General features: G+C 62.7%; 19 protein-coding genes (1 of these 19 cut by a window edge). 8 read left to right on the top strand and 11 right to left on the bottom strand.

The annotated features are described in order from the left end of the window. Positions 1-1,062, top strand: partial view of an RNA polymerase-associated protein RapA gene (gene rapA / locus R2B70_RS16740; protein WP_318162032.1) — the 3' end only. 1,806 nt of this gene lie to the left of the window's left edge; 1,062 of the gene's 2,868 nt are visible here — the last part of the coding sequence; its start codon lies off the left edge, out of view; the stop codon is at positions 1,060-1,062. Between the two features lie 125 nt (positions 1,063-1,187). Further along, complete coding sequence (gene rluA / locus R2B70_RS16745) at positions 1,188-1,844, top strand: bifunctional tRNA pseudouridine(32) synthase/23S rRNA pseudouridine(746) synthase RluA (RefSeq protein WP_318162033.1); 657 nt, start codon at positions 1,188-1,190, stop codon at positions 1,842-1,844. 86 nt (positions 1,845-1,930) lie between these two features. Here the strand turns inward: rluA and R2B70_RS16750 are convergent, their stop codons facing one another. The 5 genes from R2B70_RS16750 to R2B70_RS16770 all read right to left on the bottom strand — a co-directional run bounded on the left by R2B70_RS16750 (position 1,931) and on the right by R2B70_RS16770 (position 6,699). Next, on the bottom strand, positions 1,931-2,119 hold the full coding sequence (locus R2B70_RS16750) for a hypothetical protein (protein WP_042079250.1): 189 nt from the start codon (positions 2,117-2,119) through the stop codon (positions 1,931-1,933). Positions 2,120-2,177: 58 nt separating this feature from the next. Next, complete coding sequence (locus R2B70_RS16755; RefSeq protein ID WP_318162034.1) at positions 2,178-4,109, bottom strand: bifunctional diguanylate cyclase/phosphodiesterase; 1,932 nt, start codon at positions 4,107-4,109, stop codon at positions 2,178-2,180. 25 nt (positions 4,110-4,134) lie between these two features. Continuing rightward, positions 4,135-4,632: a molybdopterin-binding oxidoreductase gene (locus tag R2B70_RS16760; protein ID WP_318162035.1), complete on the bottom strand. Its 498-nt coding sequence runs from the start codon at positions 4,630-4,632 to the stop codon at positions 4,135-4,137. Positions 4,633-4,730: 98 nt separating this feature from the next. After that, positions 4,731-6,365: a chaperonin GroEL gene (gene groL / locus R2B70_RS16765; RefSeq protein WP_042079252.1), complete on the bottom strand. Its 1,635-nt coding sequence runs from the start codon at positions 6,363-6,365 to the stop codon at positions 4,731-4,733. Between the two features lie 40 nt (positions 6,366-6,405). Continuing rightward, positions 6,406-6,699, bottom strand: coding sequence for a co-chaperone GroES (locus R2B70_RS16770; protein ID WP_005309514.1), 294 nt, complete (start codon positions 6,697-6,699; stop codon positions 6,406-6,408). A 242-nt stretch (positions 6,700-6,941) separates the two neighbouring features. Between R2B70_RS16770 and R2B70_RS16775 the strand changes: the two genes are divergently transcribed. Further along, on the top strand, positions 6,942-8,276 hold the full coding sequence (locus R2B70_RS16775) for an MATE family efflux transporter (protein WP_318163369.1): 1,335 nt from the start codon (positions 6,942-6,944) through the stop codon (positions 8,274-8,276). 21 nt (positions 8,277-8,297) lie between these two features. On the opposite strand, the gene R2B70_RS16780 is transcribed toward R2B70_RS16775, so the two are convergent. Continuing rightward, positions 8,298-8,774: an FxsA family protein gene (locus tag R2B70_RS16780; RefSeq protein WP_042079254.1), complete on the bottom strand. Its 477-nt coding sequence runs from the start codon at positions 8,772-8,774 to the stop codon at positions 8,298-8,300. Between the two features lie 445 nt (positions 8,775-9,219). Between R2B70_RS16780 and aspA the strand changes: the two genes are divergently transcribed. Both aspA and R2B70_RS16790 read left to right on the top strand, forming a co-directional pair. Then, complete coding sequence (gene aspA, locus R2B70_RS16785) at positions 9,220-10,662, top strand: aspartate ammonia-lyase (RefSeq protein WP_042079255.1); 1,443 nt, start codon at positions 9,220-9,222, stop codon at positions 10,660-10,662. Between the two features lie 128 nt (positions 10,663-10,790). Beyond that, positions 10,791-12,110 (top strand): anaerobic C4-dicarboxylate transporter, encoded by a 1,320-nt coding sequence (locus tag R2B70_RS16790; protein ID WP_042079256.1) that lies wholly within the window; start codon positions 10,791-10,793, stop codon positions 12,108-12,110. Positions 12,111-12,229: 119 nt separating this feature from the next. On the opposite strand, the gene gshA is transcribed toward R2B70_RS16790, so the two are convergent. From gshA to R2B70_RS16810, 4 genes are read right to left on the bottom strand one after another with little or no spacing between them, the layout of a single operon-like run. Next, positions 12,230-13,825 carry a glutamate--cysteine ligase gene (gshA, locus tag R2B70_RS16795; protein ID WP_042079257.1) on the bottom strand — a complete coding sequence of 532 codons (1,596 nt, stop codon included), beginning with the start codon at positions 13,823-13,825 and terminating at the stop codon, positions 12,230-12,232. Between the two features lie 58 nt (positions 13,826-13,883). Next, on the bottom strand, positions 13,884-16,697 hold the full coding sequence (locus R2B70_RS16800; protein ID WP_318162036.1) for a pitrilysin family protein: 2,814 nt from the start codon (positions 16,695-16,697) through the stop codon (positions 13,884-13,886). A gap of 26 nt (positions 16,698-16,723) precedes the next feature. Beyond that, positions 16,724-17,161 carry a YqaA family protein gene (locus R2B70_RS16805; RefSeq protein ID WP_318162037.1) on the bottom strand — a complete coding sequence of 146 codons (438 nt, stop codon included), beginning with the start codon at positions 17,159-17,161 and terminating at the stop codon, positions 16,724-16,726. Further along, on the bottom strand, positions 17,158-18,135 hold the full coding sequence (locus R2B70_RS16810; protein WP_318162038.1) for an NADP-dependent oxidoreductase: 978 nt from the start codon (positions 18,133-18,135) through the stop codon (positions 17,158-17,160). The genes R2B70_RS16805 and R2B70_RS16810 overlap by 4 nt, the downstream gene beginning before the upstream one ends. 65 nt (positions 18,136-18,200) lie before the next feature. Here R2B70_RS16810 and R2B70_RS16815 point away from each other — a divergent pair, with 65 nt between their 5' ends. Then, positions 18,201-18,359 (top strand): hypothetical protein, encoded by a 159-nt coding sequence (locus R2B70_RS16815; RefSeq protein WP_167335723.1) that lies wholly within the window; start codon positions 18,201-18,203, stop codon positions 18,357-18,359. 42 nt (positions 18,360-18,401) lie between these two features. Here R2B70_RS16815 and R2B70_RS16820 read toward each other — a convergent pair whose 3' ends face one another. Continuing rightward, the gene (locus R2B70_RS16820) at positions 18,402-19,397 is read right to left on the bottom strand and encodes a Preprotein translocase subunit SecY (protein ID WP_219142841.1); all 996 of its coding nucleotides are present in this window, start codon (positions 19,395-19,397) and stop codon (positions 18,402-18,404) included. A gap of 243 nt (positions 19,398-19,640) precedes the next feature. Between R2B70_RS16820 and R2B70_RS16825 the strand changes: the two genes are divergently transcribed. Both R2B70_RS16825 and R2B70_RS16830 read left to right on the top strand, forming a co-directional pair. Then, on the top strand, positions 19,641-19,931 hold the full coding sequence (locus R2B70_RS16825; protein WP_052447052.1) for a hypothetical protein: 291 nt from the start codon (positions 19,641-19,643) through the stop codon (positions 19,929-19,931). A gap of 26 nt (positions 19,932-19,957) precedes the next feature. Further along, positions 19,958-20,341: a hypothetical protein gene (locus R2B70_RS16830; protein ID WP_042079263.1), complete on the top strand. Its 384-nt coding sequence runs from the start codon at positions 19,958-19,960 to the stop codon at positions 20,339-20,341. Positions 20,342-20,631: the final 290 nt, after the last annotated feature.

Below are 20,631 nucleotides of genomic sequence, written 5' to 3' on the forward strand. Positions count from 1 at the left end.
GGGACTGCCCAGCGCGCCCTGCAGCTCTGGTATCACGATGGTCTGGACGCGTTCGAGCAGACCTGCCCGACCGCCCGCCCGGTATTCGAGGCGGTACGTGACGAGCTGTTCGAGCTGCTGGCCGCCAACACCGGCGATCAGGCAGCCCTCGACGCCCTGCTGGTCAAGACCCGCGAACTGCACGAGCCGCTCAAGGCCAGGCTGGAACAGGGCCGCGATCGCCTGCTGGAGATCCACTCCTGCGGAGGGACTGCCGCCCAGCAGCTGGTCGAGAAGCTCGCTGCCGAAGACGACGACACCGCCATGATCTCCTTCGCCCTCAAGATGTTCGACGAGATCGGCGTCAACCAGGACGATCGCGGCGAGAATGCCCTGGTGCTGACACCGGGGGATCACATGCTGGTACCGAGCTTCCCGGGGCTGCCCCAGGACGGCATGACCATCACCTTCGATCGCCCCACCGCGCTGTCGCGGGACGACATGGCGCTGCTCTCCTGGGATCACCCCATGATGCGCGGCGGTATCGACCTCATCCTGGGCTCCGAGATCGGTGCCACCTCGGTGGCCCTGCTCAAGAACAAGGCGCTGCCGGTCGGTTCCATCCTGCTGGAGCTCATCTTCGTCGCCGAGTCCGCGGCTCATCCCCAGCTTTACCGCTTCATGCCGCCGACCCCGATCCGGCTGCTGATGGACAAGAGCGGCAACAACCTGGGCGACAAGGTGGCATTCGATGCCTTCAATCGCCAGTTGACGCCGGTCAACCGCCACCTCGGCAGCAAGCTGGTCACCGCATCCCAGCCGGTGATCCACGGCCTCATCGGCCAGGGTCAGGCCATTGCCGAAGGGCTGAAGGCCGGGATTGTCGACAAGGCCCGTGCCCAGATGGCGCAGACCCTGCTGCAGGATCTGGATCGTCTGGAGGCGCTCAAGGCGGTCAATCCGAATGTGCGCGACAGCGAGCTGGATTATCTGCGCAATCTGCAGGCAGAATTGCACCACCTGATCGACCAGACTCAGCTCAAGCTGGATGCCATTCGCTTTATCGTGGTTACCCATAACTGATAAAACGGCGCTGGCATCATCTGGTTGCTAACGACCAGACCCAGCTCAAGCTGGATGCAATCCGCTTTATCGTGGTCACCCATAACTGATGGGGGCTTGCCCCCACCTTCTGATGCGAGACATTTATGTTTGAATACTCACCGCCCCTGGAACCCTGGCTCGATATCCTGTTCAAGGACAAGGACATCATGGTGGTCAACAAGCCCACCGGCCTGCTGAGCGTCCCCGGGCGCGGCCCCGAGAATGAAGACAGCGTCCTGCATCGGGTCAAGCAGCAGCACCCCAAGGCGGCGGCGGCCCATCGTCTCGACATGGCGACCACAGGCGTGCTGGTGATCCCCCTCAACCCCAACTCCCACCGTGAGCTGAGCCGGCAATTCCGCGAGCGGGAGACCGAGAAGCACTACCTCGCCTGGGTGTGGGGTGAACCGGAACAGGATGCGGGTGAGGTGGATCTGCCGCTCTGCGTCGACTGGCCCAACCGGCCGAAGCAGAAGGTGGACTTCGAGGAGGGGCGCCATGCCCTGACCCTGTGGCAGAAGCTGAAGGTGGAGAATGGCAACAGCCTGATCAAGCTGACCCCGATTACCGGTCGCTCCCATCAGCTGCGGGTTCATATGCTGGAGCTGGGTCACCCCATCCTCGGCGATAACCTCTACGCCAACCCGGATGCGCTGGCGGCGGCACCGCACCTTTATCTGCATGCGGCCAGTCTGACCATCAGCCACCCCCGCAGCGGCGAGCGGATGACCTTCGAGGCGCCGGCTCCCTTCCCGGTCTGAACATCGACCGACTCAGGGAAATCGTCTGGTAAAGCCCAATAAAAAAAGAAAGCCCCCATCGAGAGATGGGGGCTTTTTCGTTCAGATCAGACGCGAATGTCGATCCTGCTTCCGAGGGAAGCGCTGGCCGATGTCGGCACTGCCGGTGCGGATTGCGCTGCCGTTTCCAGCAGTTTCAGTGCGGATTCGCCCTCCTGGGTCTGCTGCTTCTTGGCCAGGCTGGCCACCATCAGAGCAGAACCGAACGACGCATTTGCAGAGCTAGAAATATCCATTGTGTACCTCCTGCCAAGAGACTATCGGCCGGGCCCGGTGAGACATGAGCCATATCGCTCAGCGCAGATATGCCTTGTCCGGCGAGCGCCGGGCCAGCCAGCGCTCCTCCATCTCCAGCAAGGTCTGATAGGCCTTTTCAGCATGCTCCGGGCGGCTGAACAGATAACCTTGGCCGTACAGGTGGATGTCGGTCAGGGAGCGCAGCACGTCGAGCTGACCCTGGGTCTCGATCCCTTCACACACCAGCTTCTTGCCCAGCATGGAGCCCATCCGACAGATGTTGGCCACCAACTCGGCCGCCTCGATGGAGGTATCGATGCCCTGGATGAAGGATCTGTCTATCTTCACCTTGCTCACCGGCAGCTTCTGCAGGTAGCTGAGGGAGGAGTAGCCAGTTCCGAAGTCGTCCAGCGCCAAGTGCACCCCCTGCTGGCTGAGGTCCTGCATCAACTGCAGGGAGTTCTTCACCTCGCGCATGGTGGTGTCTTCCGTCACCTCCAGCACCAGGCTGGCAGCGGGGATGTGGTGTTCCATCAGGGCCCGGGCCACCAGCTTCAGCAGGTTGCGCTGGTACATGCCGGGAGAGATGTTGACGCACATCTGCAGATCCACCAGCCCCAAGTGCTGCCACTGATGGAGCTGCTCGCACGCCGTGTTCAGGATCCAGCTCCCCAGCTTCTCGGCCAGTTGGAACTCCTCCGCCACCTGGATCACCTCGTTGGGGGGGATGAAGCCCAGTTCGGGGTGGCGCCAGCGCAGCAGCGCCTCGACGGCCTCGCAGCGTCCGCTCTCCAGATTGACGATGGGCTGGTAATAGAGCTCGAGGGCATTGTGCTCGAGCGCCATCACCATATCGGAGGCCAGGTGCTTGCGTCTGGCCGTCTCGTTGAGCAGCGAGCTGTCGTAAATGACGTAGGGGACATGGGTCTTGCGACTGTGGGACAGGGCCTGCTCCGCCCGGCTCAGCAGTTCCTGGGTCTGGTTGCTGTCCGTGGGGAAGAAGGCGATGCCTATGCCCACCTCCAGCCGGAAGGGATAGTTGTCGATGATGATGTCTTGCTTGATGGAGTGGAGCACTCTGGCCACCAGCTCCCTGACCTGGCGCAGATCGCTGCCCTCCCGTTGCAGCATGGCAAGCTGATCGCCCCCGAGACGCGCCACCCACTCGCCGTTCTCGCACAGGGCTCGCAGCCGCTTCGCCAGCTCTTGCAGCAGGATGTCCCCGGTGTTGTAGCCGAACTTGCTGTTGATGTCCCGAAAATCGTTGATGTCGACCAGCACCAGACCGAAGGAGGTATCGCGGGTGACATAGGATTCCATCTTCTCCAGCAGGGCCAGCCGATTCGGCAATCCGGTCAGTGCGTCGACCCGGGCCGTCCGGAAATGGCGCCTCGCCTCCCGCACCAGCAGACCGCTGAGCAGAATGACGGAGATCACCAGGCCCAGCACCATGAACAACAGCGCATCGCGCAGCTGGCCGAAGCGCTTGTCATTGCCCGAATAGACGTTGATGTTCTTCTGCATCATGGAGGCAAGAGAGTAGGAGAGCGGCTCCTGCAAGGGCGCAAGGGTCATCATGATCTGCTGGTAGTCCGGCGTCCCCGGCTTCAGCCTGGTCAGCTCAGGCTCCAGCTTGCGGATGCTGCTCTCGGTCAGCTGCACCAGCCGCAGCGTCTTCGGATTGTCCCCCAGGCTCTTGCGCAGTTGCCCGCCCAGCAGAATGGGGGTTCGGCTCCACAGGATGTCATAGCGCAGCAGCAGGGACTCGTGATCGAGTCCGCCATAGTGGTAAATCTCGACGGCATTGAGAAATCGGCCCAGCTCCAGCTGCAGCTGCATCAGGGCCCAGGAGACGTCATAGGTGTACTTTTCCATCACCCGGGTCGCATTCTGTATCTGCACCAGGCAATACAGAGTGCTACCCGTGAACAACAGAATGGATAGATAAAGAACGCCGAGTAAGGGCCAGGCCCTGGTCTTCGCTTTCACCCATGACTCCCGTAAACCACCGTCTCTACTGCTGAATATCGATCGCACTCAGTTGCCAGATCATCATGTCTGTGAACTCGGAACGCCTGAGTTCGGGATGCTGATCCAGTGGCAGGATAAACCAGAGTGGCCCCTTGTCACGTACCCGCATGGTCACCCCGTCGTCCTGCCAGGCCAGGATGGGATCGTATTGCCTGACCTTATCCCAGTTGATCCGTATCTGGAAACTGTTCAGGGCGGTGAGCGTGATGCTCTTGCCATTGGCCTTCACGGCCGTCAATACATCCGCCAACCTGGGCCCCACGTACTTGTGCGGCTTGTCCACCCAGGGATTGCTCGTCACTATCTCGTGCTGTGGCAGCGCCTGGATCATCGCCATGTCGAGCAGCACCTCCCCATCCGCCGGGTTGGAGGGATCCAGATTCCCCGTCACCTTGAGGATCACCGGCCCCTGCGGGGCGGCCAGGGTCACCCCAGGCACGACAAGGGCGAAGAGTAACGGCAACAGACCTAAATATCGCATGTTCACCTCAATCATTTCACTATCAATAACTTCAGCTTAGTAGCACTAAAAAAAACGGCCCGCAAAAGCGAGCCGTTTGATAACTATGGCAGGCAGGATTACATCATACCCATGCCACCCATGCCACCCATATCAGGCATGGCAGGGGCATCTTTCTTAGGCAGCTCGGAGATCATGCACTCTGTGGTGATCATCAGGCCGGCAACGGAAGAGGCGAACTGCAGGGCGGAACGGGTGACCTTGGTCGGATCCAGGATACCCATGGCCAGCATGTCGCCATACTGTTCGGTGTAAGCGTTGTAGCCGAAGTTGCCTTCGCCGTTCTTCACGGCATTGGCGATGACGGAGGCTTCCTCACCGGCGTTGATGACGATCTGACGCAGCGGGGCTTCCATGGCGCGCAGGGCGACCTTGATACCCACGTTCTGGTCTTCGTTGTCACCGCGCAGGGAGGCCAGCTTGGCGGCAACGCGCACCAGCGCCACACCACCACCGGCAACCACACCCTCTTCAACGGCGGCACGGGTCGCGTGCAGGGCGTCGTCGACACGGGCTTTCTTCTCTTTCATCTCGACTTCGGTGGCGGCACCCACCTTGATCACGGCAACACCGCCGGCCAGCTTGGCCACGCGCTCTTGCAGCTTCTCGCGATCGTAGTCGGAAGAGGTCTCTTCGATCTGCTGACGGATCTGGGCCACGCGGCTCTCGATCAGGGCAGCATCACCCACGCCATCGATGATGGTGGTGTTCTCTTTGGTGATGACGATGCGCTTGGCACGGCCCAGGTCTTCCAGGGTCGCTTTTTCCAGCTCCATGCCCACTTCTTCGGAGATCACGGTACCGCCGGTCAGGATGGCGATATCTTGCAGCATGGCCTTGCGACGATCGCCAAAGCCCGGTGCCTTGACGGCGGCCACTTTCACGATGCCGCGCATGGTGTTGACCACCAGGGTCGCCAGCGCTTCGCCTTCCACGTCTTCGGCCACGATGATCAGCGGTTTGCCCGCCTTGGCCACGCCTTCCAGCACCGGCAGCATTTCGCGGATGTTGGAGACCTTCTTGTCCACCAGCAGGATGAAGGGGTCATCCAGCTCAACGGCACCGGTTTCCGGCTTGTTGACGAAGTAGGGGGAGAGGTAGCCGCGGTCGAACTGCATGCCTTCAACGACTGCCAGCTCATCTTCCAGACCCTGGCCATCTTCGACGGTGATCACGCCGTCACGGCCGACCTTGTCCATGGCTTCGGCGATCAGGGCGCCCACCTTTTCGTCGGAGTTGGCGGAGATGGTCCCGACCTGGGCGATGGCGTTGTTGTCGGCACAAGGGGTGGACAGCGCCTGCAGCTCGGCGACGGCGGCGGTCACGGCCTTGTCGATGCCGCGCTTCAGATCCATGGGGTTCATGCCGGCGGCAACGGCCTTCAGGCCTTCGTTGACGATGGCCTGAGCCAGTACGGTGGCGGTAGTGGTACCGTCACCGGCGGCATCGTTGGCCTTGGAAGCGACTTCCTTGACCATCTGGGCGCCCATGTTCTGGAACTTGTCTTCCAGTTCGATTTCGCGGGCAACGGAGACGCCATCCTTGGTGATGGTCGGGGCGCCGAAGGACTTGTCCAGTACCACGTTGCGGCCTTTCGGGCCCAGGGTCACCTTGACGGCATCGGCCAGGATGTTCACGCCTTCCAGCATCTTGATGCGGGCTTCGTTGCCAAACTTAACTTCTTTAGCTGCCATGTTCTTCAATCCTTAAATCAATTCGGGAAAAGGGGAGTGATTACTCTTCGACAATCGCCAGGATGTCGGTCTCGGACAGGATCAGCACGTCCTGGCCATCCAGCTTCTCGGTCTTCACGCCGTAGCCTTCGTTGAAGATCACCTTGTCACCCACCTTGACGGCAAGGGCCTTGACATCCCCATTGTCCAGAATTCGACCAGTCCCCACGGCAAGAACTTCACCACGGGTGGACTTCTGGGCCGCAGTGCCAGTCAAGACGATACCGCCAGCGGATTTGGCTTCAGCTTCGATGCGCTTGATGATGACGCGGTCGTGCAGTGGACGAATTTTCATCGATAACTCTCCCAAAATGAGTCTCTGTGTTGCTTGAGGAATGGCCGCAGTCGGCCAAATTTGTTATGCCCCTGATCTGGGGCAATCTGGTTAGCCCTTCAAGGGCAAATACAAAAAAAATATTTTCACGTACTATGAACGCCTTTGATTGATCACCCACCCCCAATCAGGAAGGCGGATGGACACGGCCAGCATTCAGGCCCAAAGCACGTAGAGACATTGCCTTGAGCCGACCCAATCCCATGCTGATCGCCCCCATGACGCCAGTGCTGCTGCGCATGACGGGCCCCATGATCCTCGGCATCATCGCCATCCTGGCCTTCAACCTGGTCGATACCTTCTTCATCGGCATGCTGGGTACCCAGGCGCTGGCGGCCATCAGTTTCACCTTCCCGGTCACCTTCGTGGTGACGTCGCTAACCATGGGGCTGGGGGCGGGCCTGTGCGCCCTGCTCGGCCATGCCCTGGGCCAGGGTCGCCACGACGAGGCGGCCCGCATCACCACAGACTGCCTGTTCCTCGCCGTCGTGCTGGTGACCCTGCTCGCCCTGCTGGGGGCGCTGACCATTACCCCGCTGTTCAGCCTGCTGGGGGCCAGTGCCGAGCTCATCTCCCTCATTCACGACTACATGCTGATCTGGTACCTGACCGTCCCCCTGCTGGTCGTGCCCATGGTCGGCAATGCCGCCCTCCGGACCACGGGGGACACCAAGACCCCCAGCCTGGTGATGGGGGTGGCCGGCTTGGTCAACGGCGTGCTGGATCCCCTGCTCATCTTCGGGCCCGGCCCTTTCCCCGAATGGGGCATACGGGGGGCCGCCATCGCCACCTCCCTCTCCTGGTTGATGGCCATGCTGGTCAGCCTCCATCTGCTGCGCAAGCGGGAGAAGCTGCTGACCTGGCGCCTCTCCCCCCGCCCTCAACTGCTGGCCCACTGGCGGGCTCTGCTGCAGGTGGCGGTGCCGGCCTCCTTCACCAACATGCTCAATCCCCTGGCCAACGCCGTGCTGATGGTGATCTTCGCCGGCCTGGGTACCGAGGTGGTGGCCGCCTACGGCGCGGCATCCCGGGTCGAGGCCCTGCTGCTGATCGTGATGATGGCGCTCTCCTCCGTGCTGGCCCCCTTCGTCTCGCAGAACTGCGGGGCGGGCAATCCGGCCCGTGCCAAGGCGGCCCTGCTGCTCTGCATGCGCTTCGCCCTGCTGTTCCAGCTCGGAGTCTACGGCCTCGTCTGGCCGCTGGCCCCCACCATCGCCGAGCTGTTCAGCGATCATCCGCAAGTCGTGCGCCTCATCGTGCTCTATCTGCATCTGGTACCCATCGGCTACGGTTTTCAGGGCATGGTGATGCTGCTGGCCTCGGCGCTCAACGGGGTCAGGGCCTCCACTGTGTCACTGCTGATCAACGGCATCAGGTTGTTTGGCTTCCTGCTGCCAGGGGCCTGGCTGGGGGCAAGGCTGGGGGGAGAACAGGGGATCTATCTGGGGATACTGCTGGCGAACCTAGCGGCGGGCCTGTTGGCCTGGGGCTATGCCCACCGCCGGTTCGAGCGACTGTGTCATCAGGGGGCGCCCTGAGGTGACGCTGTGGAGGGAGGTTTACTCCTTGCGCTCGAACTCCCCTTCGATGGTGTTGCCGCCACGCGGGGGCTGTCCGGGTCTGTCATCCCCTGGCGCCGGCTCGAACGGCTGCTGGCGGGTCTGGAAGCCCCCCATCTGCATCCTGAACTGGTTGCTGCCGATCAGCTTGTCGGCCAGGCGGTTGCGCAGCCAGGGCTGCAACAGCAGTATGCCGAAGAAGTCGGTCACGAAGCCCGGGATGATCAGCAAGAGGCCAGCCAGCGCCAGCATCATGCCGCCCATCACCTCGCGGCCAGGCATCTCCCCCTGCTGCATCTTCTGCTGGGCGCTGAACAGGGTCTTGATCCCCTCGCTGCGCACCAGGGAGGAGCCCAGCACTGCGGTCAGCACCAGCAAGCCCACGGTCGGCAAGGCGCCGATCACGGACCCCACCTCGATCATCACGGTGAGCTCCAGCAATACTAGGCCAACCAACAACAGTAACAACTTGCCCATAGCAACCTCAGTGCAATGAATGAATGGTCCCGAACGGATGCCGTCGGCGGAGCAGGGCTCCTGTGGGGGCAGCGGAACGGGTCTCCTGACATCAAGGTGGGGACATCTGGCCATTTTTCAAGCCCGTCCCGCCTCACCGCCCGGGATCCGGAAAAATATTTGCCTTGCCAACTGGGATCGAAATGATTGTTCTGTCACAGTTAATCGCTCGATTGCAATATCTGTTTAATGACCACAAGAAATTTGGGGTCGCCTCAAATTTAGTGATCCAGGTCTAATACCAGATACCCCGATTGAGGTAAGATTAACACCAGTCATTGCACAGGGAGCACGGGCTCCCAACTGCCCCACCCGATGTGTGGTGCTTCAGGATGAAATGTGCGTAGGGAAATCGCGACCACTCGGTGAGGATCGTTTCCATTTATCTGATTTCTGAGGCATTACAATGAGCGACATCAAGAACGTCCGCATTGAAGAAGACCTGCTGGGCACCAAAGAAGTTTCCAACGACCTCTATTACGGAGTGCACACCCTGCGCGCCGTCGAGAACTTCAAGATCAGCACTCAGAAGATTTCTGACGTTCCCGAATTCGTCCGTGGCATGGTCCTGACCAAGAAGGCCGCCGCACTGGCCAACGGTGAGCTGGGGACCATTCGTCCCGAGATCGCCGACAAGATCATCGAAGCCTGCGACCTGATGCTGAACACCGGCAAATGCTTCGACCAGTTCCCGGTCGACGTCTACCAGGGCGGTGCCGGCACCTCCGTCAACATGAACACCAACGAGGTGCTTGCCAACATCGCCCTCGAGCTGATGGGGCTGGAGAAGGGCCGCTACGACGTCATCAACCCGAACGATCACGTCAACAAGTGCCAGTCCACCAACGATGCCTACCCCACCGGTTTCCGCGTGGCCGTGGTCAACAGCACAGACACCACCCTGCACGCTCTGGAAGCGCTGATCGCCGCCTTCGACGTCAAGGCCAAGGAGTTCAAGAGCATCCTGAAGATGGGCCGTACCCAGCTGCAGGACGCCGTGCCCATGACCCTGGGCCAGGAGTTCCACGCCTTCGCCGTCACCCTGCGCGAGGAGATCAAGTCCATCAAGCGCTGCCAGGAGCTGCTGCTGGAAGTGAACCTGGGCGCCACCGCCATCGGTACCGGTCTGAACACCCCGCCCGAGTACTCCGCCCTGGCCATCAAGCGCCTGGCCGAGATCACCGGTCGTGCCTACGTACCGGCCGAGGATCTGATCGAAGCCACATCCGACTGCGGCGCCTACGTGATGCTGCACGGAGCCATCAAGCGCATGGCCATGAAGCTCTCCAAGATCTGTAACGACCTGCGTCTGCTCTCCTCCGGTCCGCGCACCGCGCTCAAAGAGATCAACCTGCCGGAAATGCAGGCCGGTTCCTCCATCATGCCGGCCAAGGTCAACCCGGTCATTCCGGAAGTGGTCAACCAGTCCTGCTTCAAGGTATTCGGTAACGACGTCACCATCACCTTCGCCGCCGAAGCCGGTCAGCTGCAGCTGAACGTCATGGAGCCGGTCATTGGTCAGGCCATGTTCGAATCCCTGAGCCTGATGGAAAAAGCCTGCATCTCCCTGCGCGAGAAGTGCGTGGAAGGGATCACCGCCAACCCGGAAATCTGCATGAACCACGTGCTGAACTCCATCGGCATCGTGACCTACCTGAACCCCTTCATCGGCCACCATGAAGGGGACATCGTCGGCAAGATCTGCGCCCAGACCGGCAAGAACGTCCGCGAAGTCGTGCTGGAACGCGGCCTGCTGACCGCCGAACAGCTGGACGAGATCCTCTCCATCGAGAACCTGATGAACCCGCAATACAAGGCCAAGCGTTACACCCGCGAAGCCACCGTATAAGCGAGCAGATGGGCCGGGGTCATCCCGGCCCATAGAGTCAATTCCCGAGCGGCCTCCTGCAAGCCCCATCGGGAATTGGCTTTTCAGCCCAATAAAACCTAAAAAAACTGGAAAATGGAGTGTTCGTTATGATTGGAATCGAGTTACTTGTGGTGCTCGCCGCTATCTATCTGGGGGCCCGGATAGGCAGCATAGGCATCGGCTTCGCCGGTGGTCTGGGGGTATTGGTGCTGACCTGGGGGCTGGGCATGCCCATCCCGAGCGATCAGCTGGTGACCTATGTGCCCTGGGACGTGATCATGATCATCGCGTCCGTCATCTGCGCCATCGCCTGCATGCAGCTGGCCGGCGGGATGGACTATCTGGTGCACCTGGCCGAGAAGGCCCTGCGCAAGAATCCCAAGCACATCACCTTCGCCGCCCCGGTCGTCACCTATCTGATGACCATGCTGGCCGGTACCGGTCACACCGCCTTCTCCACCCTGCCGGTGATCGCCGAGGTGGCCAAGGAGCAGGGCATACGCCCCTCCCGTCCGCTCTCCATCGCGGTCGTCGCCTCCCAGATCGCCATCACCGCCTCCCCCATCTCGGCGGCCGTGGTCGCCTTCTCCGGCATGCTGGAGCCGCTCGGGGTGGATTACCTGACCCTGCTGGCCATCTGCATCCCGTCCAGCTTCATCGCCTGTCTGCTGGGGGCCTTCATCGCCAACCTGCTGGGCAAGCCGCTGGAGCAGGACGAGGTCTATCTGGAGCGCAAGGCCAAGGGTCTGATCAAGCTGCGCGGTACCAGCCAGATTGAAATCAAGCCCTATGCCAAGCTCTCCGTCGGCATCTTCGTCGCCGCCATCGTGGCCGTGATGGCCTATGCCACCGCCATCTCCGGCAACGTGGGCCTGATCACCAGCCCGCCCATCCCCCGTGACGGCGCCATCATGGGCATCATGCTCGCCGCCGCCACCCTGATGGTGCTGTTCTGCAAGCTGGACGCCGCCCAGATCACCAACATGCCCACCTTCAAGTCCGGCATGTCCGCCTGTATCTGCGTGCTGGGCGTGGCCTGGCTCGGCAACGTATTCGTGAAGGGCAACATGGTCGAGATCCAGGCCTTCGCCGGCGATCTGCTGAGCCAGTACAGCTGGCTGCTGGCCGTGGTGCTGTTCTTCTCCTCCATGCTGCTCTACTCCCAGGGTGCCACCACCAAGGCGCTGATGCCCGCCGCCCTGGCGCTCGGCGTCAGCCCGCTGGCCGCCATCGCCTCCTTCGCCGCCGTGAGCGCCCTGTTCGTGCTGCCGACCTACCCGACCCTGCTGGCCGCGGTCGAGATGGACGACACCGGCTCTACCCGCATCGGCAAGGCCGTGTTCAACCACCCCTTCTTCATCCCGGGTGTGGCCACCATCGCCATGGCAGTGGCGCTCGGCTTCTTCTTCGGCGGCCTCATCCTCTGACCGAGGAAACGCCCCATGCAAAACGGCCCTTCGGGGCCGTTTTTTTATGTCCGATTGCCGCGAATGGCCCATGAAAAAGCCGCTCAAGGGAGCGGCTCGCGTCAACGGGGGGTGGATCCTCAGGTGGTCTGCCGGGTACCGAAATAGTCGGCCAGGAAGTCGTCGAACGACAGGCTGTCGCTGCGCTCACGCTCCCGCTGCTTGGCCAGCGACTCCCGCGCCTCGCCGGCGAAGTAGGCCTGGTCCCAGTACTGCAGTTCGCCGGCCAGCATCTCTTCCCGGTAGCGGCTCGCCAGCTCGTCGCCGAAGCAGCCGTTGTCCTGACCGCTTTCCAGCAACTGCTTGAGCAGGCGGGCGGAGTAGGTCAGCTCGGGGTCGAGCAGCTTCTCGCGGTGCATGGCCAGCGTCTCGCGGTAGCGGTTGCGACCGCAGCAGCGATCCAGCAGCTCGGCCACCTGGCCCAGCTCGTCGAACAGCTTGAGGCCGTACTCCTTGAGGCCGATGGGGTTGCCCTGCTCGTCCTCCAGCTCGAGGCCGGGGCGGCGCCCCTCCAGCACCACCTTGTTCTGGTTGCGGCGATTGCGGGCGATTTCCTCGTCGCCCAGCACGGGGGACGGGCGCAGCAGGCACCAGACCAGGAAGAGATCGAAGAAGCGGATCTGATCCACCTCGATGCCGAACGGGGTGAAGGGGTTCACATCCACGGTGCGCAGCTCTATGTATTCGATGCCGCGCTGCTCCAGCGCATCCGACGGCTTCTCGCCGCTGCGTGGGGTGCGCTTGGGCCGGATCGGGGCGTACAGCTCGTTTTCCAGCTGCAGCACATTGTCGTTGAGCTGGCGGTACTCGCCGTTCACCTTGACGCCGATCTTGGCAAACTCGGGGTCATGGGTGTTGATGGCGCGGCGCAGGCTACTGACATAGGCCGGCAGGTTGTCGTGGCTGATCTTGAGCCCCGCCTGGGCGCTGTTGGTGTAACCGAGATCGGACAGCCGCAGCGCCGTGGCATAGGGCAGGTAGAGGGTGCCCTTGCCGGTCTTCTGGAACGGCAGGTCGCTCTTGCGCCCCTTGAGGAAGGAGTCGCAGATGGCCGGCGAGGCGCCAAACAGATAGGGCACCAGCCAGCCGAAGCGGTAGACGTTACGGATCAGCCCCATGTATTTGTCGGAGATGAAACGCTGGCTGCAGCAACCCTCGCACACCAGATCCTGCCACTCGCACCAGAAGCTGTCGGGCATGGAGAAGTTGAAGTGCACCCCGGCGATCACCTGCATCAGGCTGCCGTAGCGGTTCTTCAGCCCCTGACGGTACAGGGTCTTCATCCGGCCTATGTTGGAGCTGCCGTACTGGGCCAGGCGGATGCTCTCCTCGTCGCCGACGAAGCAGGGCATGGAGAGCGGCCAGATCCGCTCCTCCCCCAGGTGGTGAATGGTGTGGCGGTGGATGTCTCCGAGCTGCTCGATCAGGCTCTCGATGGAGTCGGTGGCCGGGGTGATGAACTCCAGCAGGCTCTCGGCGTAGTCGGTGGTGATGTTGGCATGGGTCAGGGCCGACCCCAGGCTTCTGGGGTGATCGGTCTGGGCCAGGGTCCCTTGCGGGGTGATGCGCAGACATTCACGCTCGATCCCGCGCCGGATCCCCTTGAGGGCTGTCACGCGCTCCGGGGTTCCCAGCGCAGCCAGCAACTCGGTGAGCGACAAGCTAGTAGTGGTCATATTCACGGCTCATGTATGGCCGCCCCACCTGGGGCGGCACTCATTTTTGCAGCGCCCCTCAGGGCAGTTGCAGTGGATAGATGGGAAGATGAAGCTCGCTCAGGGGTTTTTCAAGCTTTTGCTTGTCCCCCACCACCACAATCACCATGTCGGCCGGGTCGAGCCAGCGGGCCGCGCTCGCCTTGAGCGTCTCGGACGACACCGTCTTGATCAGGTTGCTCTGGGCCTGCACATAGTCCGGCTTCAGGTCGTACATGATCATCTGCAGCAGGAAGCCCGCCTTCTGCCCCAGGGTCTCGTAGGAGAGGGCATCCTGCTGGGAGACGGCGCTGCGCATGTAGACCAGCTCCACCGGGGTCGGTCCGCTCGCACGGTAGCCGTCCATCTCCTTGAGGAACTGGCGGATGGCGTCCACGGTCGCATCGGCCCGCACATTGGCGCCGGTGGCGAACACGCCCGCCTCGCGGTTGGCCTGGAAGCCCGAGCTGGCGCCATAGGTGTAGCCCTTGTCTTCCCGCAGGTTCAGGTTGATGCGGCTGTTGAAGTTGCCCCCCAGGTTGAAGTTCATCAGGTTGGCGACGAAGTAGTCTCCCGTGGTGTCGAACGCCATGGCGCGCCGACCGATGCGGATCACCGACTGGGGCGCCCCCGGCTTGTCCACCAGGTAGATGCCCGGCTTGGCCTGATCCCCCCTGGGCTTGAGATCCCCCAGGGTCGGGGCGGCGCCCTTCCACTGGGTCAGGAAGCCGAGCTGATCCTCCACCTGGGCCTGGGTCACGTCACCCACCACCACCACCTTGGCATTGGTCGGGTTGTAGTAGTCCTGGTAGAAGCGTTTCACGTCCGCCAGGGTCAGCTTCTCCACGTCGGTGAGCACCCCGTCGGTGGGCTGGCCGAGGCGATTGTCCTTGCCATACACCAGCTGACGGAACGCCTGACCCGCCAGCCACTCGGGCTGCTGCTCGTTCTGCTTCATCCCTTGCAGCATCTGCGCCTTGAGCCGCTCGAAGTCCGCCTCCCGCAGGCCGGGGCGCATCAACACCTCGCGCACCAGCGCCAGGGTCTGGGGCAGCTTGTCGGTCAGGCTGCTGATGGTGATCAGGTTGTTGTACTGGGCGGTGGAGACGCTGATGCTGGCACCGAGTTTTTGCAGCTCGTCGCTGAGCTCGGCCTCGGAGAGGCGCACCGTGCCCTGTTCCAGCATGGCGGCGGTGAGGCTGGCGAGCCCCAGCTCTCCCTTGCCTTCGGCACGGATGCCGCCCGGCAGGGCGATCATGATGGAGACCGCGGGGATCTCGTCGCTGTGGGTGCCGATGATCTCGATCCCCTTGTCCAGCTTGCCGTGCCAGATGGCCGGCACCTTGACGCTGACCGCCTCACCGGACTTGGGCTGCACGCTGCGATCGAAGTGGTCTTTCACCAGTCGCTCGGCCAGTACCTCCCCGTGCTTGCTGTAGTCCGGCAGCTCCCGCTCGGCGGGGGTGAAGTTCGGTGTGCCCGCCTGCCAGTCCACCTTGCCCTTGGGCACCACGCTCAGCACCACGGCAGGCTTGTTCGCAATGAACTGGTCGTAGGCGGCCTTGACGTCCGACGCCTTGACCGCGCCGATGGCATCCAGGTTCTTGAACACATAGTCGGGATCTCGGGCCAGCACCTGGCCCATGGCGAGCTGGCTCACCTTGCCCTCGATGCTGTCGAGCCCCCAGATGGCGGCGGCGCGATAGCTGCTGATGGCCTTCTCCAGATCCGCGGGCTTGATGCCCCGGCTGGCGAAGTCGGCGATCACCTTGTCCACCTCGCCCTTGAGGGTCTTGAGGCTGCCGTCCACCGCCGGATTCGGGTAGGCATAGACCGCCAGGGTGCAGGCCAGCTCCTCACAGGAGTGGGAGGCGCCGACCTCGATGGCCTTGCCGGTCTTGACCAGGGACTGGTAGAGCATGGAGCTGGCGGAGCCGCCGAGCACGTCGGCGAAGATGTCCAGCGCCGGCTCCCGGGGATCCCCCAGGGAGACGGTGGGGTAGCTGATGTAGAGCAGCGGCAGATGGACCTTGTCCTCCAGCGTCACATAGCGGGTCTCTGGCAGGGTGGCGGGCTGCGGCGTCGGCTCGGCGACCTCGGGGCCGCGGGGGATGGGGCCGAAGTACTGCTCGATCCAGGCCAGCGCCTGCTTGCTGTCGAAGTCGCCCCCCAGGGTCAGGGTGGCGTTGTTCGGCCCGTACCAGCGCAGGAAGAACTGCTTGAGGTCGTTCACGTCGACCCGGTCGAGATCCTCCACATAGCCGATGGGCTGCCAGGAGTAGGGATGGGTGCGCGGATAGAGCGCCTCCCCCACCTTCTCCCCCAACAGGCCGTAAGGCTGGTTGTCGATGCGCTGGGCCCGCTCGTTCTTGACGGTGGCACGCTGGATCTCGAACTTCTTCTGGCTCACCGCATCGAGCAGGAAGCCCATGCGATCCGCCTCCAGCCAGAGCACCTTCTCCAGCTGGTTGGCCGGCACCGTCTCGTAGTAGTTGGTGCGATCCTTGTTGGTGGTGCCGTTCATGTCGCCACCGGCCTCGTTGATGATCCGCATGTGCTGCTGATCGCCGACGTGCTTGGAGCCCTGGAACATCATGTGCTCGAAGAAGTGGGCGAAGCCGGACTTGCCCACCGTCTCCCGGGACGACCCCACGTGATAGGTCACGTCGAGGTGCACCACGGGATCGGAGCGGTCGGGCGCCAGGATCACGGTCAGGCCGTTCTCCAGCTTGTACATCTGGTAGGGGATGCCGAGCTTGCCCTCCTGCCTGACCTGCTCGGACACCAGGGTCGGGGCCGCCAGTGCGGGCAGGGTGAAGCCCAGGAGAAGGCTGAATGGAATGAGTTTGTTCACGCTTACCTCGTGAGTGACAAAAAAGGCTAGAAGATCTGACTGGCCAGCAGAAACACCAGGGCATAACGAAGCAATTTGCCGAGCCCGATCAAGATGAGGGAGCGCCAGAAGGAGAGGCGCAGCCAGCCGGCCAGCAGGCAGAGACCATCGCCGACCACGGGCGTCCAGGCGAGCAGCAGACACCAGTGGCCATGGAGTTTGAGCCAAGCGAGCGCCTTTTGTTCCCCACGGCCTTGAAAATCTTCCGGTTTTTTCTTGTGCGTGGCGAGCCGGCCGAGCCACCAGGTGGTCATGGAGCCCAGGGTATTGCCGAGCGTCGCCCAGAGCAACAGGCTGGCCATGCTCCACTCCCCCCGGGTCGCCATGGCCCCCAGCAGCACCTCGGAGCTGCCGGGCAGCAGGGTGGCGGAGGTGAAGGCGCTCAGAAACAGCCAGCCGAGCCCCATCTCGGCGATGCCGTTCATCCAGGCTGGCCATCGGCGGCGGGCATGCGCAGCAGCAGCTTGCCCCGCACATGACCGCCCTCGATGGCCCTGTGGGCCAGGGCGCCTTCCGCCAGAGGGAACTCGCCGGAGACGGTGATCTGCACCTCCCCCTGACGCAGCAGCATCAGCATCTGGGTCAGCTGCTTGTGATCGGGGTGCACCAGCATGCCGAGCACCTCGACCCCCAGCGCGGCCCCCGCCTCCTTGATCTGCTGGGCCGTGATGGTGGGGACAGTCACCAGCCGGCCACCGGGCCTGACGCAGGCAAGCGCCGCCTTGCCGCTCTCGCCCCCCACCAGATCCAGCACCAGATCCACCGGGCCGCCCTCAGCCAGGATCTGGGCAGGCCAGTCGGCGTCGTGATAGTCCACCATCTGGCTGGCCCCCAGCCCGTGCAGGAAGCTGTGGTTGTCGCGACTCGCCGTGACCACCACCTCGGCGCCATAGGCGCTGGCAAACTGCACCGCCAGGTGGCCCACCCCGCCAGCCGCGGCCAGGATCAGCACCCGCTGCCCGGCCTCGAGGGCTCCGTGCTCGAACAGCCCCTGCCAGGCGGTCAACCCCGCCAGCGGCAGCGCCGCCCCCTGTCTGAGGCCGATCCCTTCGAGCCTGACCAGCTCTCCCTCGGCCACCACCACGGTTTCGCCATAGCCGCCAGCCGAGAGCGGGAAACCCACCATGCCGCATACCCTGTCCCCCTCGGCCAGCAAGGTGACATTGGGGCCTATCTTCTCCACCACCCCGGCCACGTCGTAGCCCGGCGTCCAGGGCAGCTTGTCCTTGTTCTGGGCCGCCGCCCAGCCGAGGCCGGCCCGGGTCTTGGCATCGATGGGGTTGACCCCCGCAAAGCAGATGCGCACCCGAACCTCTCCCTCTGCGGGCACCTTGTCCTGGGAAGGGTTGAGCCGAAGTACCGAGGGGTCACCGAATGCGGTAATCTGTAGCTGCGTCATTGCACAATCCATCCTGTTGATTGATCAAGGGTCAACAGAATAACAGCGAGGACACCATGGCTCGAATGTTTCTTATTCCTCTGTTGCTGGCCCTGGGGTGGTGGGCGTTTCTGCTCTACTTCCGCATCCCGCTCAAGCAGGGGGCCAAGGGGTTTTACTGGATCATCGGCATCGGTGGCGGGATCGCCGCCTTCCTCAGCCTGATGATGGTGCTCACCCATTGACGCTGCCGGCAACAAAAAGGCCACCCAGAGGTGGCCTGAAGATCAATTCCCCTGTGCGCTGAGATGGTAGTGGCGGTTGCTGCCCTGCCCCAGTACCCCCTGGGCCAGCAGATGCTGGAACACCCGGTCTACCTCCTCCAGCGACAGTGACAATGCCTCCGCCACCCCGCGCTTGCTGCACTTGAGCTCGCCGCGCTCCAGTGCGCTGCGCACCTGAGCCACTACCGCTGGCTCGGGTTCCGGCCTGCTCGCTACCGCGGGCGCCGGGGCTGGCTGGGCCCGCTCGCTCTCGGCCTGCTCCCTCTCCCGCTGCCACTGCCAGCTGCGGCGAAAGCGGTTCTCCTCGCCGATCAGGCTGACGAAATAGGCGCCGAATGCATCGAGCAGCACGGAGAGGAAGCAGACCAGCAGGAACTGCACCTGGCCGATGCTCATCCCCACCCCGTCCGCCAGGCTGCTCATCAACCCCAGCATGGAGGACTGCTCCCCCAGGGGCCTGGCGTCCCGCTCCTGACGCAGCTCGTCCTGGCGCAGCCTCAGCTTGGTGTTGGCCTGCTGCAGGCCGCTGACGCCGCTGGAGATGCGCGCCATCTCGATGTACTTGCGGGCCGCCTCCTCGTTGAGCTGGATCTGCCGTTCTATGCTGGCGATCTGCTCGTCGAAGCGGGCGATTTCCCGCTCATGGCGTGCCTGCTGATTGAGGATGGTATTGGTGGCGCTGTTGATGCCGCCTATGCTGCCGCCGATGGAGATGGCGGCCAGCACGCCGTAGAACAGCAACGACCAGAAGGCGCCAGCCAGATCGCGGCGTGCCTTGCACTCCCCGTATTCATACCAGACGTAGAACTTGCCCAGCTCGAAGATGATGGCGAGCCCGCCGAACAGCCACTTCATCAGGGGATTCTCGTCGATGGAGAGAAACAGCAGCAGGGAGAAGACGATGGACGCCAGGATGGCCAACCCGGTAAAACTGTAAACCGTGGTCAGGGCGAACCACCCCTTGGGGTAGCGCAATGTGGCGAAAGCCTGTGTGGTCATGATGAAGAGGGCGTGATATGCAGGAAAAGTTGGCTGCCGATTATAGTCACCGGGCCATCGGAGAGAAGGGCCATCCCCCGAATTCCTGCAGATGGGCGATCGGCTGCCCAGAGTGCGACCAAAACGCGCAAATCGGCAGCAAAAAAACACTACAATCCACCCAGACCTGAAGGACATCCACGGTTATGCCCGGGTTCAGCTCGCGGCACTACACTGTTTCCCATTGCCATACTCGAGGCCATCATGAACAGAACGACTGCTTTGCTGCTCTCTCTTTGTCTGATTACCGGCACATCTCTCTCCACCGCCGAGGCCCAGGAGGAGGGGGAGCAGACCTTCTCCGTCGATGAAGTCACCTTCAATCTGGACTGGAATGACACCCAATTTGACTGGTCACAGAACCACTGTCTCGATCTGGGGGTCGGTGAGGGCATGTCCGCCGACTGCAAGGGCATCGATATCGAGCCGGAGGAGGAGGTGCACCGCAACCAGCCTCCCAGCACCAACCAGATCCGCACGCAACCAGAGCAATAATCCACCACGACAGGAGCATCCTTGCCATGACCCATCCCAAGCGCAATACCATGACTCACCGCGGCCTCCTGCTGCTCCCCCTGCTCCTGGTGCAGGGGGTGGCCTTCGCCGCGCCCCCTTCCAAGCACAGCGACGACATCCAGATCTCCACCGACCGGGGCCAGATCAGCCTAGACTGGGACGACAAGGAGTACGAATGGTGGCAGGACAACTGCCTGGATGTCAGCACCCGGACCAGCCGCATCCAGCTCAACTGCGACAACATGGATGGCAAATACCGCGACCACTACAACCGCAGCATTCACAGTGGCAACAACCCGGGCAAGGGCCACGACAAGGGCGGCTGGGACAATGACAACGCCAAGAGCAAGGAGAAAGGAAACGGCAACGGGAAGGGCAAGAACAAGTGACAATTCAGGGGCCAGGGGCCCCTGAATTGTCTCGGCCCAAGTGGGGAGCATGCACAATGGAGAGCAGAGCATGGCACCTCACCCTGGCAATCCGGGTCGCCTTTCCCCTCGCAGCCAGGCTGTCAGCCACAGGATCGAGTCCGGTGCGTAGACCACAGCCAGGTCGGTGAAATGGCGCCGGGGTTCCGTTCTCGTTCAGCCTGGCGACCATAAAATGAGCGCCCTGCTGTCATCGAGGCCCCCATGCACAAACCCGTTTCCCACTTGCTCTCCCGACTGCTCAACAGTGG

This window comes from Aeromonas sp. XH, assembly GCF_033348475.1.
Lineage (GTDB): Bacteria > Pseudomonadota > Gammaproteobacteria > Enterobacterales > Aeromonadaceae > Aeromonas > Aeromonas sanarellii.